The 26,710-nt window shown below is 33.0% G+C and carries 30 protein-coding genes and 2 tRNA genes; 30 read left to right on the top strand and 2 right to left on the bottom strand.

The window, feature by feature from the left end; translation table 11 throughout:
* The 28 genes from X927_RS09305 to X927_RS09170 all read left to right on the top strand — a co-directional run bounded on the left by X927_RS09305 (position 1) and on the right by X927_RS09170 (position 22,872).
* Entirely contained in the window at positions 1-471 is a 471-nt protein-coding gene (locus X927_RS09305) for a biotin/lipoyl-containing protein (protein WP_103077784.1), read from the top strand.
* A gap of 46 nt (positions 472-517) precedes the next feature.
* Complete coding sequence (locus X927_RS09300; protein ID WP_103077783.1) at positions 518-1,558, top strand: potassium channel family protein; 1,041 nt, start codon at positions 518-520, stop codon at positions 1,556-1,558.
* 11 nt (positions 1,559-1,569) lie between these two features.
* Positions 1,570-2,877, top strand: a complete 1,308-nt coding sequence (locus X927_RS09295) for a hypothetical protein (protein WP_103077782.1) — start codon at positions 1,570-1,572, stop codon at positions 2,875-2,877.
* 114 nt (positions 2,878-2,991) lie between these two features.
* On the top strand, positions 2,992-3,369 hold the full coding sequence (gene rpsF / locus X927_RS09290) for a 30S ribosomal protein S6 (protein ID WP_103077781.1): 378 nt from the start codon (positions 2,992-2,994) through the stop codon (positions 3,367-3,369).
* Between the two features lie 22 nt (positions 3,370-3,391).
* Positions 3,392-3,907, top strand: coding sequence for a single-stranded DNA-binding protein (locus X927_RS09285; protein WP_103077780.1), 516 nt, complete (start codon positions 3,392-3,394; stop codon positions 3,905-3,907).
* 86 nt (positions 3,908-3,993) lie between these two features.
* A complete protein-coding gene (rpsR, locus tag X927_RS09280) occupies positions 3,994-4,224 on the top strand; it encodes a 30S ribosomal protein S18 (protein WP_103077779.1) in 231 nt (76 codons plus the stop codon).
* 114 nt (positions 4,225-4,338) lie between these two features.
* On the top strand, positions 4,339-4,788 hold the full coding sequence (rplI, locus tag X927_RS09275) for a 50S ribosomal protein L9 (protein ID WP_103077778.1): 450 nt from the start codon (positions 4,339-4,341) through the stop codon (positions 4,786-4,788).
* A gap of 26 nt (positions 4,789-4,814) precedes the next feature.
* On the top strand, positions 4,815-5,642 hold the full coding sequence (locus tag X927_RS09270; RefSeq protein WP_103077777.1) for an MBL fold metallo-hydrolase: 828 nt from the start codon (positions 4,815-4,817) through the stop codon (positions 5,640-5,642).
* Between the two features lie 21 nt (positions 5,643-5,663).
* Positions 5,664-6,131, top strand: coding sequence for an NfeD family protein (locus X927_RS09265; protein WP_103077776.1), 468 nt, complete (start codon positions 5,664-5,666; stop codon positions 6,129-6,131).
* A gap of 47 nt (positions 6,132-6,178) precedes the next feature.
* Positions 6,179-7,108 carry an SPFH domain-containing protein gene (locus X927_RS09260; RefSeq protein WP_103077775.1) on the top strand — a complete coding sequence of 310 codons (930 nt, stop codon included), beginning with the start codon at positions 6,179-6,181 and terminating at the stop codon, positions 7,106-7,108.
* 18 nt (positions 7,109-7,126) lie between these two features.
* On the top strand, positions 7,127-7,648 hold the full coding sequence (locus X927_RS09255; protein ID WP_103077774.1) for a hypothetical protein: 522 nt from the start codon (positions 7,127-7,129) through the stop codon (positions 7,646-7,648).
* A 72-nt stretch (positions 7,649-7,720) separates the two neighbouring features.
* Positions 7,721-8,392 carry a protein disulfide oxidoreductase gene (gene pdo / locus X927_RS09250; protein WP_103077773.1) on the top strand — a complete coding sequence of 224 codons (672 nt, stop codon included), beginning with the start codon at positions 7,721-7,723 and terminating at the stop codon, positions 8,390-8,392.
* Positions 8,393-8,414: 22 nt separating this feature from the next.
* Positions 8,415-9,437, top strand: coding sequence for a thioredoxin-disulfide reductase (gene trxB / locus X927_RS09245; RefSeq protein ID WP_103077772.1), 1,023 nt, complete (start codon positions 8,415-8,417; stop codon positions 9,435-9,437).
* A 98-nt stretch (positions 9,438-9,535) separates the two neighbouring features.
* On the top strand, positions 9,536-9,811 hold the full coding sequence (gene rpsO / locus X927_RS09240; protein WP_103077771.1) for a 30S ribosomal protein S15: 276 nt from the start codon (positions 9,536-9,538) through the stop codon (positions 9,809-9,811).
* 61 nt (positions 9,812-9,872) lie between these two features.
* Positions 9,873-11,960: a polyribonucleotide nucleotidyltransferase gene (locus X927_RS09235; RefSeq protein WP_103077770.1), complete on the top strand. Its 2,088-nt coding sequence runs from the start codon at positions 9,873-9,875 to the stop codon at positions 11,958-11,960.
* A 401-nt stretch (positions 11,961-12,361) separates the two neighbouring features.
* Positions 12,362-13,591, top strand: a complete 1,230-nt coding sequence (locus tag X927_RS09230; RefSeq protein WP_169925221.1) for a M16 family metallopeptidase — start codon at positions 12,362-12,364, stop codon at positions 13,589-13,591.
* Positions 13,592-13,614: 23 nt separating this feature from the next.
* On the top strand, positions 13,615-14,655 hold the full coding sequence (locus X927_RS09225; RefSeq protein ID WP_103077768.1) for an HD-GYP domain-containing protein: 1,041 nt from the start codon (positions 13,615-13,617) through the stop codon (positions 14,653-14,655).
* A gap of 3 nt (positions 14,656-14,658) precedes the next feature.
* Complete coding sequence (locus X927_RS09220; protein ID WP_103077767.1) at positions 14,659-15,330, top strand: metal-dependent transcriptional regulator; 672 nt, start codon at positions 14,659-14,661, stop codon at positions 15,328-15,330.
* Positions 15,331-15,373: 43 nt separating this feature from the next.
* Positions 15,374-16,186: a purine-nucleoside phosphorylase gene (locus tag X927_RS09215; protein ID WP_103077766.1), complete on the top strand. Its 813-nt coding sequence runs from the start codon at positions 15,374-15,376 to the stop codon at positions 16,184-16,186.
* A gap of 32 nt (positions 16,187-16,218) precedes the next feature.
* Positions 16,219-17,226 (top strand): DHH family phosphoesterase, encoded by a 1,008-nt coding sequence (locus X927_RS09210; RefSeq protein WP_103077765.1) that lies wholly within the window; start codon positions 16,219-16,221, stop codon positions 17,224-17,226.
* Positions 17,227-17,241: 15 nt separating this feature from the next.
* A complete protein-coding gene (locus tag X927_RS09205; RefSeq protein WP_103077764.1) occupies positions 17,242-17,664 on the top strand; it encodes a Na+/H+ antiporter subunit E in 423 nt (140 codons plus the stop codon).
* A 38-nt stretch (positions 17,665-17,702) separates the two neighbouring features.
* Positions 17,703-17,918, top strand: a complete 216-nt coding sequence (locus X927_RS10485) for a monovalent cation/H+ antiporter complex subunit F (RefSeq protein WP_103077763.1) — start codon at positions 17,703-17,705, stop codon at positions 17,916-17,918.
* Positions 17,915-18,199, top strand: a complete 285-nt coding sequence (locus X927_RS09195; protein WP_103077762.1) for a monovalent cation/H(+) antiporter subunit G — start codon at positions 17,915-17,917, stop codon at positions 18,197-18,199. The genes X927_RS10485 and X927_RS09195 overlap by 4 nt, the downstream gene beginning before the upstream one ends.
* Complete coding sequence (locus X927_RS09190) at positions 18,196-18,981, top strand: Na(+)/H(+) antiporter subunit B (protein ID WP_103077761.1); 786 nt, start codon at positions 18,196-18,198, stop codon at positions 18,979-18,981. Before X927_RS09195 ends, X927_RS09190 begins: the two co-directional genes overlap by 4 nt.
* Positions 18,978-19,667 (top strand): MnhB domain-containing protein, encoded by a 690-nt coding sequence (locus X927_RS09185; RefSeq protein ID WP_103077760.1) that lies wholly within the window; start codon positions 18,978-18,980, stop codon positions 19,665-19,667. Before X927_RS09190 ends, X927_RS09185 begins: the two co-directional genes overlap by 4 nt.
* A complete protein-coding gene (locus tag X927_RS09180) occupies positions 19,664-19,999 on the top strand; it encodes a cation:proton antiporter subunit C (RefSeq protein WP_103077759.1) in 336 nt (111 codons plus the stop codon). Before X927_RS09185 ends, X927_RS09180 begins: the two co-directional genes overlap by 4 nt.
* 27 nt (positions 20,000-20,026) lie before the next feature.
* Positions 20,027-21,457, top strand: a complete 1,431-nt coding sequence (locus X927_RS09175) for a complex I subunit 5 family protein (RefSeq protein ID WP_103077758.1) — start codon at positions 20,027-20,029, stop codon at positions 21,455-21,457.
* A gap of 104 nt (positions 21,458-21,561) precedes the next feature.
* Entirely contained in the window at positions 21,562-22,872 is a 1,311-nt protein-coding gene (locus X927_RS09170; RefSeq protein WP_103077757.1) for a hypothetical protein, read from the top strand.
* 69 nt (positions 22,873-22,941) lie between these two features.
* Here X927_RS09170 and X927_RS09165 read toward each other — a convergent pair.
* Positions 22,942-23,031 (bottom strand) — tRNA-Leu (locus tag X927_RS09165).
* 90 nt (positions 23,032-23,121) lie between these two features.
* Between X927_RS09165 and X927_RS09160 the strand changes: the two genes are divergently transcribed.
* Together X927_RS09160 and X927_RS09155 are read left to right on the top strand one after the other, a co-directional pair.
* Positions 23,122-24,423, top strand: a complete 1,302-nt coding sequence (locus X927_RS09160; protein ID WP_103077756.1) for an FAD-dependent protein — start codon at positions 23,122-23,124, stop codon at positions 24,421-24,423.
* Between the two features lie 59 nt (positions 24,424-24,482).
* Positions 24,483-24,557 (top strand) — tRNA-Gln (locus tag X927_RS09155).
* 41 nt (positions 24,558-24,598) lie between these two features.
* Here X927_RS09155 and X927_RS09150 read toward each other — a convergent pair.
* A complete protein-coding gene (locus X927_RS09150; protein WP_103077755.1) occupies positions 24,599-26,602 on the bottom strand; it encodes a peptidylprolyl isomerase in 2,004 nt (667 codons plus the stop codon).
* Positions 26,603-26,710 lie beyond the last annotated feature (108 nt).

Below are 26,710 nucleotides of genomic sequence, written 5' to 3'. Positions count from 1 at the left end.
TTGAAAAGAAAATTCAAAGTTACTATAAACAACAAAACCTATGAGGTTGAAGTTGAGGAAATAGGCTCTGAAAATATTAACGAAGCAAAAATAAAAGAAACAGAAGAAAGTACCTCTGAAAGAGAACAAACTAGTGAGACTCTCAAACCTGTTTCTGACAAAAAAATCGAAAAAAGGACCAAGAAGAAACTTACGAAAAAACAAAAAGTTGACGAAGAAAAGATCCCCGAGGAGTCAACTAAAAGAGAAACAGACTCGGGTTATGAGGTCAAAGCTCCTCTTCCAGGAGTAATTAACGAAATAAATGTGAAAGAAGGACAGAGCGTTAAAGCTGGAGATAAGCTTATTGTAATAGAAGCAATGAAGATGGAAAATGAAATACCCGCTGAAAATGATGGTGTAGTTGAAAAAATTTTGGTAAAAAGAGGAGACAGCGTTGAAGGTGACCAAACATTAATGATCATAAGGTAAAAACTATTAATTCTTCATCGTGAAAGGGGGCACGTGTCTCGATCAAATGAGTGAAACTCTCGCTTTGAAAATAAGACGATTTGTAATATCCATTATAATTTTTGTTCTTATAGTCTTTACTGGAACGGTAGGGTATATGGTACTGGAAGATTGGAATTTTCTAGACTCTTTATTTTTTACTATAATCACATTAAGTACCGTTGGATATAGTTTACCTGCCGATTTGTCAAGAGTTTCACAAATATTTACAGCAACATTGATTTTCTCCGGAATAACGGTAGTTTTATACTCTCTTTCAACCCTAACCTCCTTCATTGTTGAGGGTGAGATGAGAAATGTTTTGGAGGTAAGAAAAAGGATGAAAAAAATAAACGGTATGAATAATCATTATATTGTTGTAGGAGCCGGTAAAACTGGATTTTTTGTCTGCCAAAATATGCTGAAAGAGAAAAAAGATTTTGTCCTATTGGACAAATCAGAAGAGAGAGTCCAACAATTCCTGAAAGAAATAAATGCGGAAATTCCATATTTTATCGGTGATGCAAAAAATGAAACGGTGCTGGAAGAAGTTGGGGTCAAAAGAGCCGATAGTATCATATTAACCCTACCTTCCGATGTGGATAACTTGTTTGTTGCTTTAACGGTGAAAAGTATAGTACCTAAAATCAACATTATTTCAAAAGTCAACGACCCAGAATCGGTGAAGAAACTATCTTATGCCGGGATCAACAAGATCGTTCTTGAATCAGAAATCTCCGGTAATAGATTAGCCTATATGGCAACCCGGCCTAACATTGTATCATTTCTTGAAACGATCATTCATACACCTGAAAAGGATTTACAGCTAGAAGAGGTCGATATACCAAAAAACTCTTGGATAAACGGTAAATCCCTTAAAGAAATAGCCTTACCCGACAAGGTGGAAATGATAGTGATAGCCGTAAGAAAAAAGGATAATAACAGCATATTTAATCCTAAGGCAAATACAATAATAGAAGAAGGAGACGTGATAATAGTACTGGGGGAAGATTCTAAAATCAAAAGATTACGGGAGATAGTTGAGCAAGAAAGTTATCAGTTAGGCTGAGGGGGTATAAAATGTACAAAAAAACTTTGTTTCCCACTTTAACGATTCTTTTACTTTTTTCACTTGGATTTTCAATAAATTTAGAACTTGACTTTCAAGGAACATACGATAATTACGATGAAGAAACCTTCACTGACAGGATAGGTATAAAATTATACAATTACACTCCAAACTTTGATATCACAAGCGAGTTAGCCTTCTACAACGATGATAAATATTATTTTTATGAGTCAGATTATTATTGGGATCATTATTTTTTGATTGAAAATAGTTATATCACCCTTAGAAACGACGATCAAACCCTTGAGTTGAGTGGTGGTATAAAGCAACTAAAAGATGAGGTAAATTCTCCTTATTCATTGTTCTTTTCTTCCAATAAGATTCCTCTTGTCAATTTAGATGTAGGTTATGAAGATGAACATTTCTTTTTTGAAACCATGTGGGTTCAATTGGTAAGTGAAAATAACACCAATTTTGCTCCTAAAGCAATGAATTACAAAACGTATGGATTGAAATTTGGCAATTTCAGAGTAGGTTATCAAGATGTGCTCGTTTACAACAGGGCCTTTGACTTTTTTTATTTTTTAAATCCAATGCCCGCATATTTTGCTCAAGAGATTAGAGCCAAAAAAAATGGGATGCCTTGGTCTGAAGCTATAAACGATAACTCAATAATGGGGTTCTTCTTTGATTACAAGGAATCTAATTACTATATTTACTCTCAACTATTAGTAGACGATTTCAACACCAACAGGTTTTTCGATCCAGAGGGCTTCCAAAATCCCGACAAAGTAGCCTTTTCTTCAGGATTAAACCTAATAAGCAACTTAGGAACTTTTGGTGTTTACGGTGCCTTTGCTACTCGATACACTTTTCAGCCAGGAGGCGGGCTAGGTTACACTATCTATCCAGAAAGTATTTATGATGATGAGAAGATTATAGATTACACAGATAACTACATCGGATATAAATACGGTGAAAACACGGTTTCTCTCATGGTTGACTATGATTATACGTACAATAACTGGTTCAACCTTTATTCTTCTTTTGAAACGGTGTTTTCTGGAAGTAAATCGCCAACTAAGGATACTGCCCCACTCGAAGGTACCTACCTTTTGGATGAGCCACTTTTGGAAAAACGATATGTGTATACCATAGCAACAAACTTCTATTTTAACAACCTAGAGTTTAACCTATCAGCTGATATGGGAGTAATACAAAATAAATTAGAATTCAATGAAGTTACAGATACTTTCGAACCTTCAACTCAAGATGAAAATATTTTAAGACTAAACTTTGGATTTGGTATAGAATTTTAATATAATTTTTAAATAAAAACAATAACCTTACTTAGATTTTCTGTTATAATTGCACATGAAAAAATCCTGCTTCTGATAAGTTCAGAGGCCTAAGACCATAGGAGGAGGTATAAAATGGGAAAAAGATACTACGAAACCATGTTTGTCGTTAGAACAGACATTCCTGAAGAGGAAAGAAATGCTTTGGCAGAAAAGGTGAGAGGTTGGATAGAAGGCCAACTGGAAGGTGAAGTCGAAGAGTTCACGAGATGGGGTGTAAGAAAATTAGCCTATAGGACTCAAAAAGGTAAATTTACAGAAGGAGATTACACTTACATCATATACAAAGCTGATCCAGAAAAGGTTAACCAACTGGATGATCTTTTTAAAGTTAACCAAGAGATTTTTAGGTTCCAAACGATTAGAAGAGAAGATCTTGAGAAAAAAGTAAGAAAAACTCAAAAAGAAGCAAAAATAAAAGTAGAAGAGCCAGAAACTTCTGAAGAAATTTAACGAAAATTAGGAAGTGTTTTTTATGTCTATTTCTTATAACAAAGTTATTTTGGTTGGGAGATTAACCAGAGATCCAGAGATACGTTCTACTATGAATGGAAATAACGTGGCAAACTTTCATTTAGCTGTTGATAGACGTACTTCAAATAATCAAGATGGTACAGATTTCATAAGAATTGTGGCTTTTGGTAAACAAGCAGATTTTGCATCAAACTATTTAAAAAAAGGGAAGTTGATCCTGGTGGAAGGATCACTTCATATCAATCAATGGACAGATAGAGATAATATTAAAAGAGAAACTGCAGAAATTTGGGCGAATAGAATGAATTTTATGGAAACAAAAAAGGCTGAACAGGCTAACGAATTTTCTGACATGGACATTACAGTAGAAGAGGGATTTTTCGATAAAGATAGAGTTTCAGATACCGATCCGATTGAAGAAATAGATGATGGCGCTATACTCGAGAACGATGAGCTTTTAGAAGAAAGCTTTAGTGATCTTGAAAACCATCTTTCTTCAGATGATAAACCTATTTGATCTGAAGAAAATTTAAAAGTAAGTTTTTAATAAAAATAGTAACGGGAAAGAAAATAACAATTGGGAAAACGGAGGTTTTAAATAGGATGGCTTACGTTAAAAGGGAAAGAAAGAAAGTAAAAAAATGCAAATTATGCAGAGATAACGTTGAATATATTGATTACAAAGATGTGAGAAAATTGAAAGAGTTTATGAACGATAAGGGAAAAATCCTTCCAAAAAGGATCAATGGAAATTGTGCCAAACATCAAAGAATGGTTCGAAGAGCGATTCATCGTGCTAGAAAAATGATGTTGGTTCCTTATGTGAACGAGTGAGGCGACAATTTACATCGCAAATACAATAGATAGAGGGATTCCTCTATCTATTTTTTTTGAAGATGTGTTTTTTACCTAATTATGATAAAATTGTATAAAGGGGTGTTTTTACAGATGAAAGTATTGTTATTAGAAGATGTGGCAAAATTAGGGAAAAAAGGTGAAATAAAAGAAGTTTCTGATGGATACGCAAGGAATTATCTGATTCCAAAGAATTTGGCTGTTGAAGCAACCGACGGTTATATAAAGCACATCAAGGAAAGCAAAAAAATAGAAGACAAGAAGAAGGAAAATCTAAAGAAAAGAAGCGAAGAAATTTTAGAAAAATTAAAAGATACAAAAATAGAAATAAAAGCAAAATCTGGAGAAAAAGGCAAGCTTTTTGGTGCTGTAACAGCTCAAGACATATCCGAGAAAATAGAAGAATTACTCGGTGAAAAGTTTGAAAAAACTTGGTTTGATGAAAAGGTAAACATAAAAGAATTAGGAACTCACACTTTAAAAGTGAAACTTCCTCAAGGTGTGAGAGGAGAAATAAAGGTAGAAATAAAATCAGAAAACTAACAAAATTACAATGGGAGTTGTGATAGTTGGAGTTTTTAATAAGATCAAAGGCATTGTATACGACTTGGGTTTTTTATAAGCCAGATAGAATACTTTTCGATGCAGGTGAAGGTGTTAGTGCAGAGTTAGGAAACAAAATATATGGAATCGAAAAGATTATTTTAACACACTCCCACGTAGACCATATAGCTGGATTGTGGGGAATCGTTAATACTCGTAATAACGCTATGGGGAACAGAAATAAAAAACTAGCAATTTACTATCCAAAGGGATCGGAAAATATTACTGAGTATTTAAACTTTATAGGTAAAATGAATAGAAGATTAAGATACGAAATAAATTTTACGGAAATAACGTTATCGGATACGATCCCTCTAAACAACAAAAGATTTATAAAACCCTTTAAAACAAGACACACCCCTGGAGAAATCTCTTTTGGTTACCAAATTTTGGAACAAAGAAAAAGACTAAAACAAGAGTATAGGGACCTAAAAGAGTCAGAAATAAAAGATTTAATAATCAATAAAAAAGAAGACATCTTAGAAAACTATACTGCCAACATATTAACCATAAGCGGGGATTCCCTACCTATTCCACCTGATTTCGCAAAAGATTGTGGAACGTTAATTCATGAATGTACCTTTTTTGATGAAAGTGACAGAAAAATTAGAAACCATACCTCTCTATCAGAATTAAAAAAATTAATAAACATCTCCAAGCCTAAAAGAGTTATTATATACCATGTCTCAAGTAGGTACAACAGTAAAATTAAGTTGGCCAAAGAAGAATTGAATGAAGAATTTCCGAATATACAAATAAATATCGTCCACCCAGAAAGAGTTTTCAAAATCTAAAGTAAATATGAGGTGATAATTATGGGTCAATGGGGTGTGTGGGTTATTTTTGCAATAATTTTTGCGGTGGCTGAAGCTATACTTCCATCTTTTTTCTTTCTATGGTTCGCCATAGGAGCTGGAATAGCAGCTATTACATCTTTATTTATTTCATCGGTTGTTTTAAATTTGCTAATATTCTTAATCGTTTCTTTTTTGTTGTGGATCTCAACAAGAAAAATTGTACAAAATATGTACAAAGGTTCTTCTACTATAAAACCTTATCAAGATCAATTTGTTGGTATGAAAGCTAAGGTTGATAAGATTGATGATAAAGGAAGAATCATCGTTAAAATAAAAGGCGACGAATGGAGAGCGTATCCGGAAGATGAAGAAAACTATTTTAATGTGGGCGATGATGTTATAATAACAAAAAAAAGCGCTAATTTTGTATATATAAAAAAAATCAAAGCCTTTGAAAATAATCAAAAAAAAGACATCGAGGAATAGAATGTTTTTTGATGGACACAATTTGAAAAAGAAAGGTGGGGAGAACAATGTTGGTAATATTGATAATAGTAGTTTTGTTTTTGATTTTTATCGCAGCAATGAGTTTGAAAATTATACGTCCTTACGAAAAAGGTTTGGTAGAAAGATTAGGGAAGTTTCATAGACAGGTTGATTCTGGATTAAATTTCATCATGCCTTTCATAGAAAGAATAACCAAAGTAGATTTAAGAGAAATGGTAATCGACGTTCCACCTCAAGAGGTTATCACTAGGGATAACGTTATAGTTACTGTTGATGCTGTTATATATTATGAGGTAACTGATGCTTATAGAGTAGTTTACAACGTTGGAGATTTTACATCTGCTGCTGTTAAATTAGCTCAAACAAATTTAAGGAACGTCATCGGTGAATTAGAATTAGACCAAACATTAACCTCTAGGGAAAGAATCAACACAAAACTCAGAGAAGTATTAGATGAAGCCACCGATAAATGGGGAGTAAGAATCACCAGAGTAGAGATTAAAAAGATCGATCCACCTCAAGACATTATGGATGCAATGAGCAAACAAATGAAAGCAGAAAGAATGAAAAGAGCTGTGATCTTAGAGGCTGAAGGGTACAAACAATCAGAAATTACCAAAGCGGAAGGTGATAGAAATGCCGCGATACTAAAAGCAGAAGGTGAAGCAGAAGCCGTTAAGAAAAAAGCAGACGCCCAAAAGTATAAATTGAGTATCGAAGCAGATGGAGAAGCCGAAGCAATCCTTAAAGTTTTCAACTCAATCCATAAGGGTAATCCTACAAAAGATTTAATAACAATAAGATATTTTGAGGCATTAAAAGCAATATCAGACGGAAAATCAACAAAGGTCTTCATGCCTTATGAAATTTCAGGAATATTGAGTTCTGTAGCTGCTATGGCAGACATTTCGAAAAACGATACAATCTCTGATAGCAATCCAGAAAATAAAGAATAAATCTCTGAGGTAATTTTTATGGTATTATTAAAGTCATTGTTTATCAATGCAATTAGCTTTTTAATAGCCTTTGCTGTTATTAAATTTCTGATCATGAAAAATAAAGAACCCTATCATTTCGTAGATTATTTTAACATATACGGCTTGACATCATTTTTGCTCGTATGTTTTTATTTGAAGTATTTAAATGATTTAACGATATTAATGGAAATAATTGTATTTTTTATCTTGTTCTTATTTTATCTTAGATCGTTTGACGCAGCTACTAAAAAATATCATGAAAGGTTTAAAATAACGATTCTCTCTTTCGGTTATTCAAAAAAAACATATTTCAGTAATTTTCTCTCAAAGAAAATCTTAACGAGAGGAGTTGAGGCGTTTCTTTTTGCCGTATCTTTTTATTATTTCATGGATAAACTATTTTTGTCAGTCCCCATAATATTAAATCCGATGATAATAATAATACCAGCGATCCTTTTATTTTTTACAACGATTGTTAAATCATCAAAAATTAACAAAACATATAGAATTTTAAATTAGATTAAATCAAAATATGTTAATATACCTATATAGGGTATATACAATACTAAATTAGATGGAGGTTTTTAAAATATGGAAAAATTGATGGACAAAGAAACACAAAATAAGGTAAAAGAGATTTTAGAGGAATTGACAGAACCCGTTCAAATACTCTTGATCAAAAATGACGGAGAATACTCAGAAATAGTTGAACAGTTACTTGGAGAGCTCAAGGAATTAGATGAAAGAATAAAGGTTGACATCTACCATTCTGATTCTGAAGAAGTTAACAAGTACGATATTGAAAAAGATTTAATACCGGCTATACTAATATTAGATAGTGAAGGGAACGATTACGGAATTCGATATTACGGGATCCCTTCGGGCTATGAGTTCACTACCCTTCTTCAAAATATCATAGCTGTTTCTAATAATAGTGTGAACTCTTTCAGCGACGAAAATAAAGAAAAACTATCGCAGATAGATAAAAAGATGAGAATCAGAGTTTTTGTGACTCCAACTTGCCCATACTGTCCTAGGGCTGTTTTTGCGGCTCACCAAGCAGCTATGTTAAACCCTAATATAACAGGGGAAATGATAGAAGCTAACGAATTCGATCGAATATCTTTTGAATATGGTGTCAGTTCCGTCCCACACACAGTGATAGAAGTAAAAGAAAACGAAGATTGGGTAAAAAAAGGTGAGTTTGTGGGAGCCTACCCTGAAAATAGTTTTGTGGAAGAAGTTTTAAAAGCTGTTGAATAACACAGTTGAAGGAGGTTCTCAGATGTTTTTTAACGTTGAAGGGGTCAACAAAAAATCGGAAATAAAACAAGAATACGACATTGTAATAATCGGTGGCGGTCCGGCCGGAATTTCAGCTGCTATATATGCCTTACAGGGTGGAGCTTCTGCCCTTGTAATTGAAAAAGCAATTGAAGGTGGCCAAATGAATTTAACAGATATTATAGAAAATTATCCAGGATTTAAAACGATAAAAGGTGAAGAACTCTCCTCTTTAATGAAAGATCATGCAGAGCACTTCGGAGCCGAATTCTATGATGGAAAGGTAATAGAATTGATAGATGGCCTCACGTCAGATAAGGATGAAGGCTCCAATAAAACAGTTGTTATGGAAAACGGAAAAACAATCAAATCAAAAGCAATAATAATAGCAAGCGGATCTAACCCTCGAAAATTGGGAGTTAAAGGTGAAGAGGAATTTTCTTCCAGAGGCGTTTCTTATTGTGCCTCGTGCGATGGCCATTTTTTTAAGAATAAAAAAGTTGCCGTCGTGGGAGGAGGAAATACAGCTGTAGAGGAAGCGGTTTATTTATCAAACATAGCTAAAGAAGTTTATATAATTCACAGAAGAGAAAAACTTAGAGCAGATAAACTTTATCAAGATAGAGCCTTTTCTCGTAATAACATAAAATTTAAATGGAATTCAGTCGTTGAAGAAATTAAAGGAAAAGATAAAGTCGAAAGTTTGGTCATTAAAAATCTAAAAAGTGGTGAAGTGTACGAAGAGCCTTTCGATGGAGTTTTTGTTTTCGTTGGATTAGTTCCAGAAACAAGCTTTTTAAACACAGATCTTTTCGATTTTGACGAATATGGCTTCTTAATTACAGATGAGAATATGGAAACAAAAGTTAAAGGTATTTATGCAGTAGGAGATGTAAGAAAAAAGGAACTCAGACAAATTGTAACTGCGGTATCCGATGGAGCTATAGCTGCTTCGCACGCAATTCGGGAATACATCAACGAAGATCAGGCACCATCAACTCAATCGATAGATTTGACAAAATGAAGATATAATTGTATAATATATTCAGTACCTTTAACTCAGTTTAGGGCGTAACCCCTTTACTTGGTTAAAGGAATAGATTGCAGGAGGTTATAGAAAAGATGTCTAGAGGATTGGACCCCGAAAAAAAAGAAGAGCTTATTGAGGAATTTAAAATCAACGACAAAGATACTGGTTCTGTAGAAGTGCAAATAGCTCTACTTTCTGCTAGAATCAAGCATTTAACGGAACATTTGAAACAACACCCAAAAGATTACCATAGTAGACGTGGATTGATGATGATGGTAGGGAAAAGAAGAAAGATGCTCAAATATTTGAGAAAAAGCAAACCCTTAGTTTATCAAGAGATTATCAATAAATTAGGTATAAGAGGTTGATAACAAATTTTCAAAAAGCGGGGCATAAGCTCCGTTTTGTTTTTATAATGGAGGTGTGAGAATGAAAGTATTGGAAAAAGAACTGTTTGGAAGAAAATTACGTATTGAACATGGTAAAGTTGCCAAACAATCTCTTGGTTCTGTGATGCTGACTTTTAACGAATCAACTATATTAGTTACAGCAGACGCTTCGGAAGAAGCAGTAAGAGGTCAGGACTTTTTCCCGTTAACCGTGGAATTTCAGGAAAAATTCTACGCAGTTGGTAAAATTCCAGGAGGTTTTATAAAAAGGGAAGGAAAGCCAAGTGATGAAGCTATATTAGCTGCAAGACTTATCGATAGACCGATTAGACCTTTGTTCCCCGAGAATTTCTTCAATGAGGTTCAAGTAATAACTACGGTATTTTCCATGCTGAATGACGACAGTATTGAAACATGGGGTATAACAGGTGCTTCATTAGCCTTGAATCTTTCACCTATCCCATTTAATGGTATTGTTGCCGGAGTAAGGATAGGATACGTTGATGGACAGTTTGTTGCCTTCCCAAACCAAGAACAACTAAAAAATTCTAAAATCGATATGGTCGTTGCTGGAACCAAAGATGCAGTTACAATGGTAGAAGGTGAATCACTTGAAGTTTCCGAGGAAGAGATGGTCGACGCCCTGATGTTTGCACAGGAAAAGATAAAAGAAATTATATCAATTGAAGAAGAGTTTCTTTCAGAATTTAACATTGAAAAATGGGAAGTTCAAAAAGAAGTAGTTCCAGGGGAATTTGTTGAAGATTACCTCTCACTCATAGACGAAGAAGCATTAAAAAATGTACTGCTCACAAAAGGTAAAAAAAATAGGGATAAAGCCATATCAGAGTATAAAAAGAACGTAATGAAAAAATTTGAAGAAAAATTTTTGGAAAAATGGAGTGTTGCCTTTTTTGAAGATAAAAAACGTTTCTTAGAAAATGCTTTTGAAGAAAAACTTCAAGAATCGATGAGAAAGATGATAATTAACGAGAATAAAAGAGTCGATGGAAGAACTTGTGATGAAATTAGAGATATCACCTGTGAAGTAGGACTAATACCGAGAGTGCACGGTTCTGCACTTTTTACCAGAGGGGAAACTCAATCTCTTGGAACTGTTACATTAGGTGCCCCTTTGGATGTTCAAATTATTGACACTATATTCAGCGACGAAGAAAAGAGATTTATGCTCCATTATAATTTTCCGCCTTTCTCAACCGGTGAAGTAAAAAGGCTTAGAGGAGTTAGCAGAAGAGAAATTGGCCACGGACATTTGGCAGAAAGGGCACATAAAAACCTTATCCCAAACGATGAGGAGTTTCCTTATACTATTAGAGTCGTTTCAGATATTTTAGAATCTAACGGTTCTTCATCGATGGCTAGCGTATGTTCTGCTTCCTTGGCTTTAATGGATGCAGGTGTACCTATCCACAAACATGTGGCAGGTATTGCCATGGGTTTGATCTTTGAAAACGATGAGTTTGTAGTTTTAACAGATATTTTAGGGATGGAGGATCACCTCGGAGATATGGATTTTAAAGTAGCAGGAACTAGAGATGGTATAACAGCCTTTCAAATGGATGTTAAAACCAGCCAGGTTAATAAAGAAGTTCTTCAAAAGGCCTTAGAAAAAGCAAAAATAGCGAGGTTAAAGATTTTGGATAAGATGTATGAAACTATCCCTCAACCCCGCAAAGAGCTGTCACCATACGTTCCTATAATGAAAGTGTTCAAAATACCCGTTTCAAAAATAGGAGAAGTAATTGGACCCGGAGGGAAAAATATTAAAGAAATCAGTGAACTATACAATGTCGAAGTTTACATAGAAGATGATGGAAAAGTCAAAATAACCGGACAAGATTCAAACAAAGTTGATAAAGCTATTAAGCATATTCAAAATTTAATCGCAGAAGTAGAAAAAGGTGGAATTTTTGAAGGTACAGTGAAAAGGATCGAAAAGTACGGTGTATTTGTAGAAGTGTTACCAGGCAAGGTTGGGATGTTACATGTATCCAATTTGAAAGACAAACTTGAAACCTTTAAAATTGGTGATAAGGTTAAAGTTGAAGTAATGAAGGTTGAAGATCAAGGAAAATTCCAATTAAAGCAATTAAAAGAAGGAAATTAAAAAATCAAACGTGCGGCTTTTTAACCGCATGTTTTTATTAATATTATACATAAATATTATCTTTAGAAATTCTAAAATTTATATAAAGCAACCCTTTCCCCGCCCCATACCCATAAGGATAAAAAAGTTCTTGCGTTTTTGCCTCGTTTCTCCTCTCATTTATTCCTAAAATGTCTAATAATTTTAATACTTATTTTATAATCCAAAATCAGAGAAAAACTTTACAGCCAATTTCGAAATTCTTACTTAGGACAATCATCCATCCAATTGTTTGTATTATATGTTAGATATAATTGATAATGTTATGGTATAATTAAATATCGTAAATTTGGTGTTTTTTTAAACAAAATATTTAAGAAAAATGATTTTAAACTCTTTAGCACATGGAGGTAAAACCAACTTTGTATACTCATAAAATATTAGACAATGGTTTAGATGTAATTCTTATTAACAGGGATTCTATGATGAGTGCGTCCGTACTTTTTTGTGTGAAAGTAGGTTCCTCAAAAGAGACAAAAGAAAATGCAGGATTATCTCATCTCATTGAACATGTTTCTTTTCGAGCAACTAAAAGAAAAAACACCTTCGAAATTAAACAACCAATTGAAGAAGTAGGTGGTGTCTTAAATGCCTTCACTTCAAAGAATTTCACAGTATTTTTTGCAAAGATACCTTCTCTAAAAGTGAATGAAACACTAGAAATCATGTCAGAGATCCTTTATGAACCTTTATTCAAAGAAGAAGACATAGAAAAAGAAAAAGGTATAATATTAGAAGAAATCTCTTCATATGAAGATGAACCAATAAACATTGTATTTGAAAACTTATACAAAAATATATACGATGACAACTTTTCAAGACCTATAATGGGATACAAAGATTCCGTGATGAATATAAAGAAAACAACAATAGAAGAGTTCCACAACAAATACTATCAACCGGAAAATACAGTAGTCATAATATCAGGAAAGTTCGATGAGGAATCAGTATTGAAACAACTCAACCGAATAAAGAGCATTGCAAATTTGAACTCTTTTAAAAATAACATCACCAGTCCTTCGGTAGTTGACAAAGAAATCTTCATCAAAAAATACAAAAATGATTTAGCTAGCAATTATTTAGTTCAAGGATTTAAAGCACCTTCTAAATTAGATAAATCTTATTACTCTACACTAGTACTCAATACCTTCCTGGGAAGTGGAATGAGTTCCCTGCTATTTTCAAAAATTAGAGAAGAAGAAGGTTTAGCTTACGAAGTCACATCTGATTATGAAACTTATCCGAAAGCTGGTTTGCTATTATTTTATGCGGCAACAACCGATAAAAACCTAGAAAATCTACTCGGAAAAATACAGGAAGTTGTAGATGATCTCAAGAATAATAAAGAAATTGAAAAATGGTTCAATTACGGGAAAAAGAGATTAATCGGTAAATTGACTCTAGAAGTAGAAAATAATTTATCTATGGCCCTACATATTTTAGATTTGTATGTAAATTATGGTAAAATCATGACGATAGAAGAATTTATAAAAAATATAGAGAAGGTTGAAATTCATAACGTTATTGAAACGGCAAACAATATTTTTTCTAACAATAAATATGTTTCGATACTTTCACCGAACAATCAATAAAATCCTGAAGGTGGGTGTTCTTTATGAAAAAAATCCCTTTTTATGAATTAAAACCCGGTCAAATAGTTGCAGAAGATGTTTTTAAAGAATCTCTTTTGTTAATTCCAAAAGGAACGGTCTTAAAATCAACTGACATTAACAGGTTAAGAAGTCACGGCATAAAGACCATAAATGTTTACGATGAAAATGATTTTATTGAAAAAAAGATTGAAGAAAAAATTTCCATAGAGTTTGAAAATATTCCCCCTATTGTAGAAGAGGAAACATATAATGAATGGCATCAACATTTTGAATTCGTAAAAGATATAACGTATTTAAAGGATGATCCTTCAGAATTGGATTCTCTCGCCGAAGATATTTATAAGAAATTTTTAAAAACTGAAGACGTCGTACTAAATTTATTCCATGCCCTAGGAAACGAAGCTTTAAATTCTCATTCTATAAATACATCGATTATTGCCTCTATAATTGCTTCAAAATTGAATATGCCAGATGTATTCTTCGACTCTCTTGTAAAAACGTGTTTGCTCCATGACATTGGATACAGCTTGATAGGAAAAAGAGTGATATTTGATTATATAGACCTAGAAGATGTAACGGTCAGATCTCATATTGTATCCGCTTATGAAACATTAAAAAATATTCAAAAAAATATAGGAAAAGAAATTGTAGATGCTATTTCTACCCACCACGAACGCTACGACGGAACTGGTATTTTTATGAGATTAAAAGAGAACGCTATAAGTCCCTTGGTAAGAATATTACAAATAGGAGACGCCTACGATTCCTACATAGAAATAGGGAACTCCCCATACGATGCAATGAGTTTTCTCTTAAGATACTCGGGATTAATTTTTGATCCGTATTATGTAAGTGTTTTCTTTTCAATAGTTGGGTTGTACCCAACAGGAAGCCAAGTTATTTTAAACAACGGCAAGAAGGCTACCGTTGTCAAGAAGGGGAAAACTTCATCTTTTCCAATAGTGGAATGTGATGGGGAAACAATTGAAACGGGAATGGAAACTGGTTTGTTCATCAGAGAAGTACTGAAAAAAGGAGAGTAAATATTGGCTGAAAATATCTCAGAAAGCCTCGAAAATTATTTGAGAGCGATTTATATTTTACATATCGACGGAAAAATACCAAGAGTAAGAGATATTTCACGAATATTGTCGGTAAAAGATGCTTCCTCAGTTGAAGCCATTAGAAAACTAGAAAAATATGGTTATGTTAAACATGAACGGTACGGTTATGTAAAACTAACGGAAAAAGGCTTGCTTAACGCCGAAAAGGTTTATAGAAGATACATAATTCTTATAGATTTTTTTGTCAACGTCTTAGGACTTTCAAAAGAAGAAGCATACAGCTTATCTTGTGGTATCGAGCACCACATGAATGATAATTTTTATATTTCTTTAGATGGATTGATGTTATTCCTTAAAAGAAACCCAATAGAGTTAACTGAAGCGAAGAAATTTATTTCAAATTATAAGAAGAAAATGCCTCATGACTTCAAAACTTCTCTCTGGGATTTGAATGTTTCCGAAGTTGCAAGAATACACGATATTTCAGGAGATTCTACATTAAGAAAAAACATAATGGACAAAGGCATATATCCTGGTTTAACTCTAAAAGTAATTAAGAAAACCGATGACATGATCGAAATTTTGGTTAATGAAAAAGTAATCAACCTTACGTCACATGAATCAAAGCATATAATAATAGGAAATCTAAATTAAGGTTTAAATCTTTAAATTTATTTTTTGCCCTAAGGAGGTACATATGACCACCAAAATCGAAAAAGCTTCTCAATTCATTAAGGAAAGTACAGAAATAAAACCAATTTTAGGATTAATATTAGGCTCTGGCCTTGGATACATCGCGGATCAAGTAGAAAATCCAAAGGTGATTGAGTACAAAGACATTCCTTTCTTCCCACAATCAACTGTAGTAGGGCATGAAGGATCTTTAGTGATAGGTACCATAGAGGGTATCCCTGTCATCATATTAAAAGGACGATTTCACGCCTATGAAGGGATTGAACTAAGAGATATTGTTTTCCCTATTTATGTGATGAAGAATTTAGGCGTTAAAGGCTTGATAATAACCAATGCAGCTGGAGGAATAAACAGAACTTTTTCTCCTGGTGATATAGTGGTAGATGTCGATTTCATCAATTTTACATTCAAAAATCCTTTAAGAGGCCCTAATTTAGAGAATTTTGGTCCAAGATTTCCTTCTTTAGTTGATCCTGTTGACAAAAAATGGGTGAAAACCGTTATTGAAAAATGTAAGAAAGATAATATAGAACTCAAAGAGGGGACTTATTTATGGACTTTGGGTCCATCTTATGAAACCCCTTCTGAAATTAGAATGTTTGATAAGTATGAAGCAGACCTGGTGGGTATGTCAACCTTACCAGAAGTGATGGCGGCGAATCATGTCGGTTTAAAAGTTATCTCATTTTCCGCTGTTACGAATATGGCTGCTGGTATTCTCCCACAACCTTTAAGACATGAAGAAGTCCTTAGAATAACTGAAAAAATAAAGGAAAAGTTTGAAAAGGTTGTATACAACGCTATTAAATTATTTTAATGAAAACCATTAAAAAGAATGGAGGAAAAAAGTTGTCCGAAAACCTAAAAGATATCGTAGAAGAAATAAGTAAGAATGATAATATTTTGATAGTAGGCCATATACTCCCGGATGGAGATGACGTTAGTAGTTTAGTATCGATGACATTAGGATTAGAAAAATTGGGAAAAAATGTGACGGCCGTCATCGACGATGAAATTCCCGAATATCTTTTACAATTCCCTTTGGTTAAATCGAAGATCAAAAAGTTCGAAGATATTGAAGAAACAATTTATAAAAATTACGATATTATGGTAATTTTAGACTGTTCTTCACCGGATAGAATAGGAAGAATTGAAAAATTTTTAAATGCTTTTCATGTCCTTTTAATCGATCACCACGTAACAAATACATATTTTGGAAATTTGAACTGGGTAGACCCCAAGATGGCTTCAACCGCTCAAATGGTCTATAGAATATTAAGTTCTTTAAATGTTGAATACGACAAAGAACTAGCCACAATGAATTTGTTGGGAATAGCAACCGATACCGGCTTCTTTAAATATCAAAATGCTGACGTTTTAGTTTTCAAAGATGTCACTGAATTGATTGAAAAAGGAGCAAATATCAACGATATTTCAAATACCATATTAGATAACATACCATTAGAGCAGATCTATTTGTACAAAGACGTCATTTCCAATCTTAAACTTGCCTTAAATGGCCAAATTGCTTACTCTTTATTATCCCTGGATATGCTTTCCAAATACAACATTTTACCAAAAGATTCGCCTTCTTTTGTGGAAAATCTTCGATCCATAAGAGGCGTTGAGATTGCTATTGTATTTCAAGAATATGAAAAAGATTCTTATCATGTTTCATTAAGATCCAAAAAGTGGGCAGATGTATCCAAGATCGCCCTTAATTATGGTGGCGGCGGTCATCCACGAGCAGCTGGATTTTCAATTGAAACAAACGATATAAAACAAACAATGGAAGAAATTGTCGGTTATATATCTAAAACGATTGGAAATCTCAGTCGTAACTTAGCCTATCAATAAGGCAAGTGGTTTTATATGGCATACATCTTTTTATTTACAATTTGGAGTGTTCTAATTAACGATTTTTCTGATCTTTCCTTAATTTTGGGAGTTTTTGTTGTTATCATCACAATTAGAACTACCAACCTGTTTTTTAAAAATACTACTTATGGGACGATACAAATATTGGCGTACAGTTTGGGTAGCCTTTTAAAAATGTACAAAAATGCCTTTTCTTTTTTGCCTTTGATACTCTTAAAAAAGTACTCCGGTTTATCGCATATAGACGTTAAAGGGAAATCAGATTTTGAAAAAGCTGCAATAGCAAATTCTATCTCATTAACTCCTAAAACACTTGTTTTATATGAAGAAGATGGTAAACTAATAGTTCATAAAGTTTCTTCAACCCCTGAAGAAGCTCATAGAGCAGATAATATTTGGAAGGATGATATAATCTGATAAATATATTAGAAATTTTCATCCTTATATCTCTTTCTATGATTTTGATTAAGCTGATATTGACAAAATCAAAATGGGAAAAGGTACTTTCCTACTCTTCGTTTTCTTCAAAAGCGGTCATACTGATGTTAGTTTTTTCCCTTGCCTCTGATCAATCGTTTCTTTTAGACGTTATAATTATATTCTTAATTCTTAACATCTGGGGTGTTTTGATAGTATCCGCTTACCTGGAAAGAGGAGGTAATAAAAGATGATCGCCAATATTTTAATGGGAATAGGAATTATATTTCTTTTTGCAGGATCTTTAGGATTGTTTACTATGGAGGATTTCTATTCTAAAATTCAAGCAATCGGGATAGCAGACACAGTAGGAATAATCTCCGTTATAATCTCACTGATGCTCAAATATCCAGAAAACATGGCAAGATTACTCATATTATCTATCCTCATTCTAGTTTTAAATCCAGCAATCTCCTCAATAATTGCTTATCACGCTGCAAAGTCTGGTGAAAAGGTGGGCAGAAAAATCAAGTGAACTATTCTATAATTTTTTTGTTTTTAAGTTTGATCGTTCTTTCATTATACATATTATCACAAAAAAGCTATATTAACGTGATCATCGGTTACGGAGTTTTTTCTGTAGCCACTTCTGTACTATTTTTTCTTCTGAATGCTCCGGATGTAGCTTTTGTTGAAATAACTATTGGTGCCGCTTTTGTTATTTTTATATATCTAATTGCCATAAAAAAGACTGCCGAGGTTAAGGTCTACTACATCGAAACACCTTATATGATAGAGGAAAAAGAAGGAAATTTATACGGATTTGAATACGAACTGATCAAAGAATTTTTGGAAAGAAAAGGATTGGATGCCGATTTTATAAAAGTAAATACCAAAGATCTTGAAGATCCTATAGATAACATAAACGACCATGGAGAAATTCTGGCTGGAGGAATAATTTTAGAAGATAATAATTATGAAAACATAATACCTTCCAACGGTATATTATTATCAAAATTATACGCTGTTGGTCAGCCTAATAAAACTTGTTTAGGAATTTTTACGACGAACTTAAAATCACAAAGCTTTGAAGATTTGGATGATGATTTCATAATAGATGCGGTAAGATTCCGAAAAATAGTGATGGGAGGAGAAACGCTACTGTCCAAAAAAATAGAAATTATTAAAGATACTAGTTACAGGATAATTTTTTATAAAAGGGATAAATCTTTAGCAAGGGACTTCAACAAATTTTTGGAAGAAATAAAAAGTGACACCGTATACTATGAAAACCTTGTCAGGAGGTATATAGGTTGAAAAAGTACATTGTTTTAACCTTGACAATCATAATTTTCTTCGTTCTTGGATTAAATTTAAAAGTTGGAGATATGAAAAGTTTCTATGAATCTTCTGAAATCCTTACCGAAAATGGATCGATTAATATGGTTTCTGCTATTGTTCTTGATTATAGGATATACGACACCTTTTTTGAAATATTAGTTTTTACGGTGGTAATCATTGGTATTTCCGAATTTATAGGGAAAATTCCAACGGTTGCTTCCGACGACCAACAGATAATATACGATACACCAATCATAAAGGTTATAACTCCAATAATTTTTCAAATAATAGTCTTAATCTCTCTTTATATTGCGATAACCGGGCATATAGCCCCTGGTGGTGGATTTGCTGCAGGTACTATTCTAGGAACAGGTTTTCTTGCTGTTTCCCTGGTTAGACCAACGGATGAAATAGAAAACTTGTTTGTAAAATCTAAAATCGAGAAGCTAAAAATGTTGGTTCCTTTATTCATAATAATATACGGTTTATTAGGATATACTTGGGGAGATACAATTTTTTCTAATTTCCATCTAAATGGATATCCCGGGGAGCTGGCTAGTGGAGGGTCTGCCATTTTACTAAACTTTTTAATTTATTTCGAGGTTTTTGGTGGATCATGGACTATTCTGTATAGATTTTTAAAACATAAGGGGTTATTATGAATATTTTCTATATCCTGACCTTATCAATAATACTTATTGGCTTATTTGGAATTATCGTAAAGAAAGATCTTATCTTAATATTTATTAACCTCGGGGTATTCCAAGGGGGAATAGTTCTTTTTTTTGTTCTTTTAGCCTATGATGCAAATTCACCTATCATCAGCACACATCTACAAAGTTACGCGGACCCACTCATACATTCTTTTCTACTTACCGTTATAGTAATTGGATTTGCAAATTTGGCATTAATGTTAGTTTTTGCAATGATATTATCTTCCAAATTCAAGACCCTTGAGGTTGACGAAATTGAAAAGAAAGTCAAGAAAAAATAAAAAATCTCATAAGAACAGGAGCAAAACATGATTCTACTTGTATCTTTAATACCAATATCTTTCGGCATACTGACTTATATTTTTAAAAGAAAAACCACCATACTGGTGACAATTTCGTATATACTAACTTTCTTATTTCTTGCTATTTTTCAAGAAGGTTCATTTGTAATAGGAAACTATTCCGCACTTAAAGGTATCGAATTCACCTTTGACTTTACTATTAAGTTCTTACTTATTTTATTCAATGTTTTCTCTTTAATAACCTTTTTTAGAATCTATAAAAATTATGATCATGTGTTTTTCTCACTTTGGCTTCTATTGACAGGAAGTGTAAACGGTTTCTTTATGAGTAGAGATTTTTTCAACATATACGTTCATTTGGAGCTCGCTTCTATATTAACCTTTCTTTTATTATCATACGATAAGAATGAAATAAGAATATGGGCAGCTTTGAAGTACATGATGATGAGCTTAGTAGCCTTAAATTTCTATTTGATAGGGGTAGGAATTCTTTATTCAAATTCAGGTACCTTGAATCTAAATTACAACCTTTTAAATGGAATTAATACCTTTGCTTTCAGTTTTATCCTAACAGGGTTGTTAACTAAAGGCGGACTATTTTTTCTTTCTGGATGGTTACCCGATGCCCACACGGAGGCTGTAAAAGGAATCTCTCCTATATTATCAGGTATGATCGTTAAACTTCCTTTATTTATAATTTATTTACTCACACCATCTTTACCCAATGAACTTAAAAATTTTCTGTACTATTTCGCAGTTATAACTGCTATTTTGGCATCCATATTTACGTTGCTACAATACGATATCAAAAAATTTATGGCTTATTCTACAATGACTCAGATGAGTTATGGGCTGATGGTTATTCTACTCCAACCTTCTCTTTTCCCATATTTTATAGTTTTTCATATGTTCACCAAAGGATTTTTATTCATGATAGCCGAAGATATATACGAGAAAAACGGTACAAAAAATCTAAAAGAACTACAAGGTTCACAAATATCCTTAGATACATTTTTTTTGCTTTTTTTCTTGCTCATGAACCTAGGAGGATTGTTCCCCTTTAGCCTTTATATCTTCAAGGATAATTTATCTTTATCCTATTTTTTAGAGATAAACATTTTTATCTTCGGAATGTACTTTTATAAATTATTAAGCACCTTTAAAGTGAAGAAGAAAAAATTTGAATACAAGTACTGGTATATGTTCTTCTTCGCAATTTTAAACGTTGTATATATAACTTATTATTTCAAGATTATCGCTTCTGACCTATCTATCTTAAAAATAATGACTGGATATTTACTCTTTTCTGCAGGAATTCTATCGTTCATATTGTTAAGAAAAAAGGTAAGTTTGCCTCCAATAGATATATACAGTTTTGAAAACAGTTTTATCTATCAAATATCGTTTTTATTGCTTGCTTTGCTAATAGAAATGTAGACAAAAGTTTTCAATTATTTTGGAAATTTATGATAAAATAATATGGATAATATCAAAAAATAAATCAAAGGAGGTAATGTGCGTATTATCGCACGATGTAAATTATGAAAAAATTCTTATTTTCTTTTTTATTAGTAATTTTCATTTTTAGTATCACAATTTTTCCTCAAGACGTTTTAAAATTAGTCCCTTCAGATTCAAAAGCAGTAGTCTTAATAAATGATTTAGAAGGCACATACACAGATTTAAAAACTGTACCAACTATGAAAACTTTATTGCTAGAACCATTTAACGCAGAACTAATGATTTCTAATCTTGCTCAAATGTATTTTAACGCTTTAAAAATAGATTACGAAAGTTTTCTAAGTAATCTCAATGTTGACCTTTCGATTTTCGTTCAAGAACCCAAAGAAAATAATTATATTTTCGGTTTTTCCGTTGGCCCTTTAGAAAATCCCCAAACTTTTGCCTCAGATTTGGATAAATTATTAGAACCTCTGAAAGATTACGGAATTTCTTTTACCCCTATCTATCAAAGTATTGGGAATCAAAATTATCTTGTAATGATTCAAAATAAAGAGGTATATTCTTCTTCTGAAAAAGGGGTTACTGATTTTGAAGAAATTCTTCCCACAAAAAAGGGGTTATATTACAGAATAAACACCTCTGACTATCAAGGAGAAGGCTATTTTTACGTTAAAGATGGATTCTTAATAGGTGGAGGAAATGGAACTGCAGAAACAGAATTTATCGATAAAAACTTTGTAAAAGGGGCTCAAGAATATCCCTTCCTGGGTAGTATATTTTTTACCTCTGGTTTTATCCCAAAAGATTTAACAAATTACGCCGATTTCATAAATATTATAGTAGATTACAAAATCGTAGAAAATTTAATATCTCTTTCTCAAGGAGTAGAGGCTAACGTTGATTTAACTACGAGCAACGGTGCAATGCCAACAATTTCTAATGCAAGTAATGCAAGTTATTTAAAATTGAAAACTGACGCTAAAATAGACGAAATTATACCTATTTTGAATGAAAATAATATAAAGTACAAAAAGATCAGTGAAAACATGATGGAATTTTATATAGAATCTGAAATCACAAATCAAAACGATGAAACAGAAATTTTAACTAATACTTTTTATGTTTGGAAAGACGAATATATGATGGTCTCACAAATAAAACCGGATGAGCTTCAAAAACTTCTGAATGGTAAGCCAAAGCTTTCAGAGAATGAGTTGTTTCAAAAATTAAGTGAACGAGTTGGAACCGGGGATGTTACTTACGCCTTTGTCGATTTAACCCCTATTTTTCAGAATTACGTGCCAAATTTGAAAGGCCAGTATGGCTTGTTACTAAATGTAAGTTCAATGGAAGAAAATAAGTTAAAAATTGATTTCATTCTGCAATGAAGAACCTCACTAGAAATGCGATGAGGTTACAAAAAAAGATTAAAGGGCATGCGTAGGCATGCCCTTTGTTGGTGCCGAGGGCGGGAGTTGAACCCGCACGGGGTTCTCCACCCCAACGGATTTTGAGTCCGTCGCGTCTGCCAATTCCGCCACCTCGGCAATTCAAAGTTATTATACTATATTTATAGACTCTTGTCAATAGAATTTGAACCTTTGTAGAATATCAAATGATTTAACGGGAGGGGTTTCATGGAAAAAATGGCTATTATAGGTTTTGGCGCAGCATCTATCGGCTTCCTAAAAGGATTGCAAGAAGAGAAAAAGATAAATCACTACAATATAGATATTTATGAAAAAGGAGAGAATTTAGAAGGTGCAGGATTTGGCGGTTTGAAATACGATGGGAAATTATTCATTTCAAAAGAAATGGGGGGAGACTTAACTATCCCATTAAACATTCAAAAGAAAGTAGTAGAATATTATCTCACAAAATCTGGGTTGGCAAAATTGGATGAGGACAAAAAATTAGAACTGTCGAATAAATTAGAAAAAGGGGATTCTTTTGAAAATAAAGAGTTATATAAAAGGTTCTACGATGCTGATTTCGAACCCGTAAGATCTCACTTTTTTCATCTGGGTACAGAGTTGCTAATAGAAACGGTAAAAAACATTTTCGAAGAATTTTCAAAATTCAATAACATTAATTTTATTTTTGGTGAGGAAGTTATCAAAATTATTCCTGGTACAGAGGTTGTCATAGTAACAAATAGTGGCATTGAAAAAACCTATGACAAGGTCGTTGTTGCAGTTGGCAGAAGAGGCCACAAATTAGTATCCGATATGGTCAAAGATCATCCTGATTTAGTCTTATCAAATGATAAGGTTGATCTTGGTGTCAGATTTGAACTTCCTAATCATATAGTGGACTACCTAAACAAAGAGATGTACGAATTCAAAATCCGGCTAAAAACCAAAACCGGCTATATTGTGAGAACTTTTTGCAACAATCCTGGCGGAGAGGTTACTTTGGAGAGTTACGATGACTTTTTAACGGTTAATGGACATGCTAACACTAACAAAAAGACTAACAACACTAATTTTGCAATTTTGGTTACTCATTCATTCACTCAGCCTTTCAACGACCCTGTAAGTTATGGTTCTTATATCGCAAAGCTTTCCAATATCCTTGCTGGTGGAGACAAGGTTATACTTCAATGTTACGAAGATTTTAAAGGTTCAAAAAGGACGAAAAAATTAGGGCGAGTCGAACCAACATTAGATCCCAAACACTTTATTTTGGGAGATTTGAATCTAGCTCTCCCCAGACGTACTATCGAATCAATAATTGATTTTTTGGAACGATTAGAAACAGTCGTAAGAGGGGTTACTTACCCCGATAATCTTTTATATGGAGCAGAGGTTAAATTTTATGCAAATAAGATAAACAATGATTTCTTTGGAAACGTAAAAATAATTGGAGACTGTAGCGGATGGACCCGTTCGATAACTTATGCTACAAGTCATGGATACCTAATCGCAAAAGAGTTTTAAACGGCTGTATTGACAAAATAATGTTGATATGTTATAATGATTTTTGTGGACTTAGTTAATGGGACGTAGCCAAGCGGCAAGGCGACGGACTTTGACTCCGTTATTCGTAGGTTCGAATCCTACCGTCCCAGCCAAAAAAAGGGAGGTTATACCTCCCTTTTTTATTACGTTTCTATCATTGGATATTCGACGGAGTTGCAACTTGAGATGTATCTGTAGAAGTATTAGAGGTATTATTAGCTTCTTCTATTTCTTTTTGTACACTTTCTATCATACTATCAATATTAGTATAATAGTTGGGATCAATCTCTTTTATTGTTTCCAAATAAGACAATTTAATTTCCTTTAGCCCTAACAAATCAGTTAAATCTAACCCAACATCTAATGCTTCTAATTTAGTATCGGTTGCTGCCTGGGTAGAATCTACAACTGTTTGAACATTTACCAAGATTTCAGTGATCTGTTGTTGAAATAGTGAAAATAAATATTGGGATCCTAAATAAGAGGCGTATTGTTTTAACTGATCCAACTGTATCTTCGAATAGCTAACCTTTACTTCTGGATCTTGAGGGTTCAATTGATAATAAAGTTGAACTATTGTTTTAGAAGTAGGATACTGTGCGTAAAGATCGGCTAATACCTTTTTTAACTTTTCAGTGTAATCTTGTGATTTAGTTTGTAATTCTGCTCTCATAACGCTTGCATCTTCTGTAGTACGTACTCCCAAAGCCTCAAGGGATTCTTTGGAACTTAAATAACTTTTAGCATCTTGATATTTCGATATTTCACTCGATAAAGAAGTACTTTCATCCGTAGTTGATTGAGCGTTCAATTCTTCGAGTTTGTTATTTATAGCATCCAAACCTAGTGAAACAATAGCTGGATCCACAAATTCAGATAGACTAAGATATTGATTTATGGAAGTAGTTTGATCACTGTATAAACCCATTAACTGACTTACAACCATTGTATATATAGCCAAATAATCAGAATCAACTTCCATTGAAATTTCATTACCTTCGAATACAATACTTTCTAGTTCTTTCGCTAATTCTTCTAATCTTTCTACATCTGTACCCGCTTTCGTTAACTCGTACATATACATCAATTTTGTATCGTAATAATTCCTTCCAAAGTTTTCACTTTCTTTATAATTAGACAACCAATTATCATACTTTTGACCTTGAACTGTGCTTTCTACTTCAGCATATACATCATCATACAAAAATATATCTTCGGGTTTTTCAAATATTTTCCTATCAAGTACTCTTATCAAATGGAAACCCTCCGACGTTTGTACAGGTCCAATAATTTCACCAACTTGTCCATTAAATGCTGCATCTTCAAAACTTTTTTCATACTGCCCGTGTTTTATCCATCCAATCTCTCCAGAATTAGTAGCATTAGAAGTATCCTTTGAATACAAAGAAGCGGCATCTTCAAAGATTATCTCACCTGTTTCAATCTTTTCCTTGATGCTATTGGCGGTTGCCTCATCTGAAAAAAGTATATGCTGTACTCTAACTTCTTCATAATCATTCTTTATACTTTCAAAGTTTTGTTCGATATAAGCTAGAGCATCTTCCCTAGAAATTGGTGCCACTGCGTCTTTAACTGCAGTATTTATCAAATCGGTCTCCACTGTTTGTTGTAAACCCGAAATTAAGATGTTTCGAATATTTTGTTCACTACCGTAGTACTGAAGCATATTATTCCAATTTGATTCATCAGATTTGTACTGAGATATATATTGATCAACCAATGCATTTATCTGATTATTCACTTCTTCATCGGAAGGCAAAAGATCGTTTTGTTCAGCATAATATCTTACAATTTTTTCGTCAAAAAGTAAATCTACCACTTGATTATCAAGCGTTAAATAATCAAAAACCGGATCCAACTGTTGACCGTAATACTGTTGATAGATCTGCGCTTGCTGTTGAGTTATGTTATCTACTTCACTCTTCATAATCCAATAAGGATAATCCAATTCTATGCCTTCTTTAGTGATAACTAAAACAGAGTCTTCTTTCCTCAGGGTGTTTCCATTTTGTGAAGTGGTCACAGGGGTCCGAGATGATACATAAGTTGCCACAGACCACCAAACTATACCTGCTAAAAAACCTGCTATAACTATTATAGTGATCAGTCTTTCATGCTTTTTAAACCAATTATTCATCCACTAATGCCTCCTAATTGCTTAAAATTTTACTATCTTTAAAAATGAAATGACTTTGATTTTAATTTTACCACATTTTTTTGGATTTGCTCAATGTTTAATCTTTTA

The sequence above is a fragment of the Petrotoga mexicana DSM 14811 genome (genome assembly GCF_002895565.1).
Lineage (GTDB): Bacteria > Thermotogota > Thermotogae > Petrotogales > Petrotogaceae > Petrotoga > Petrotoga mexicana.
This window is presented reverse-complemented; position numbering and strand designations above follow the sequence as displayed.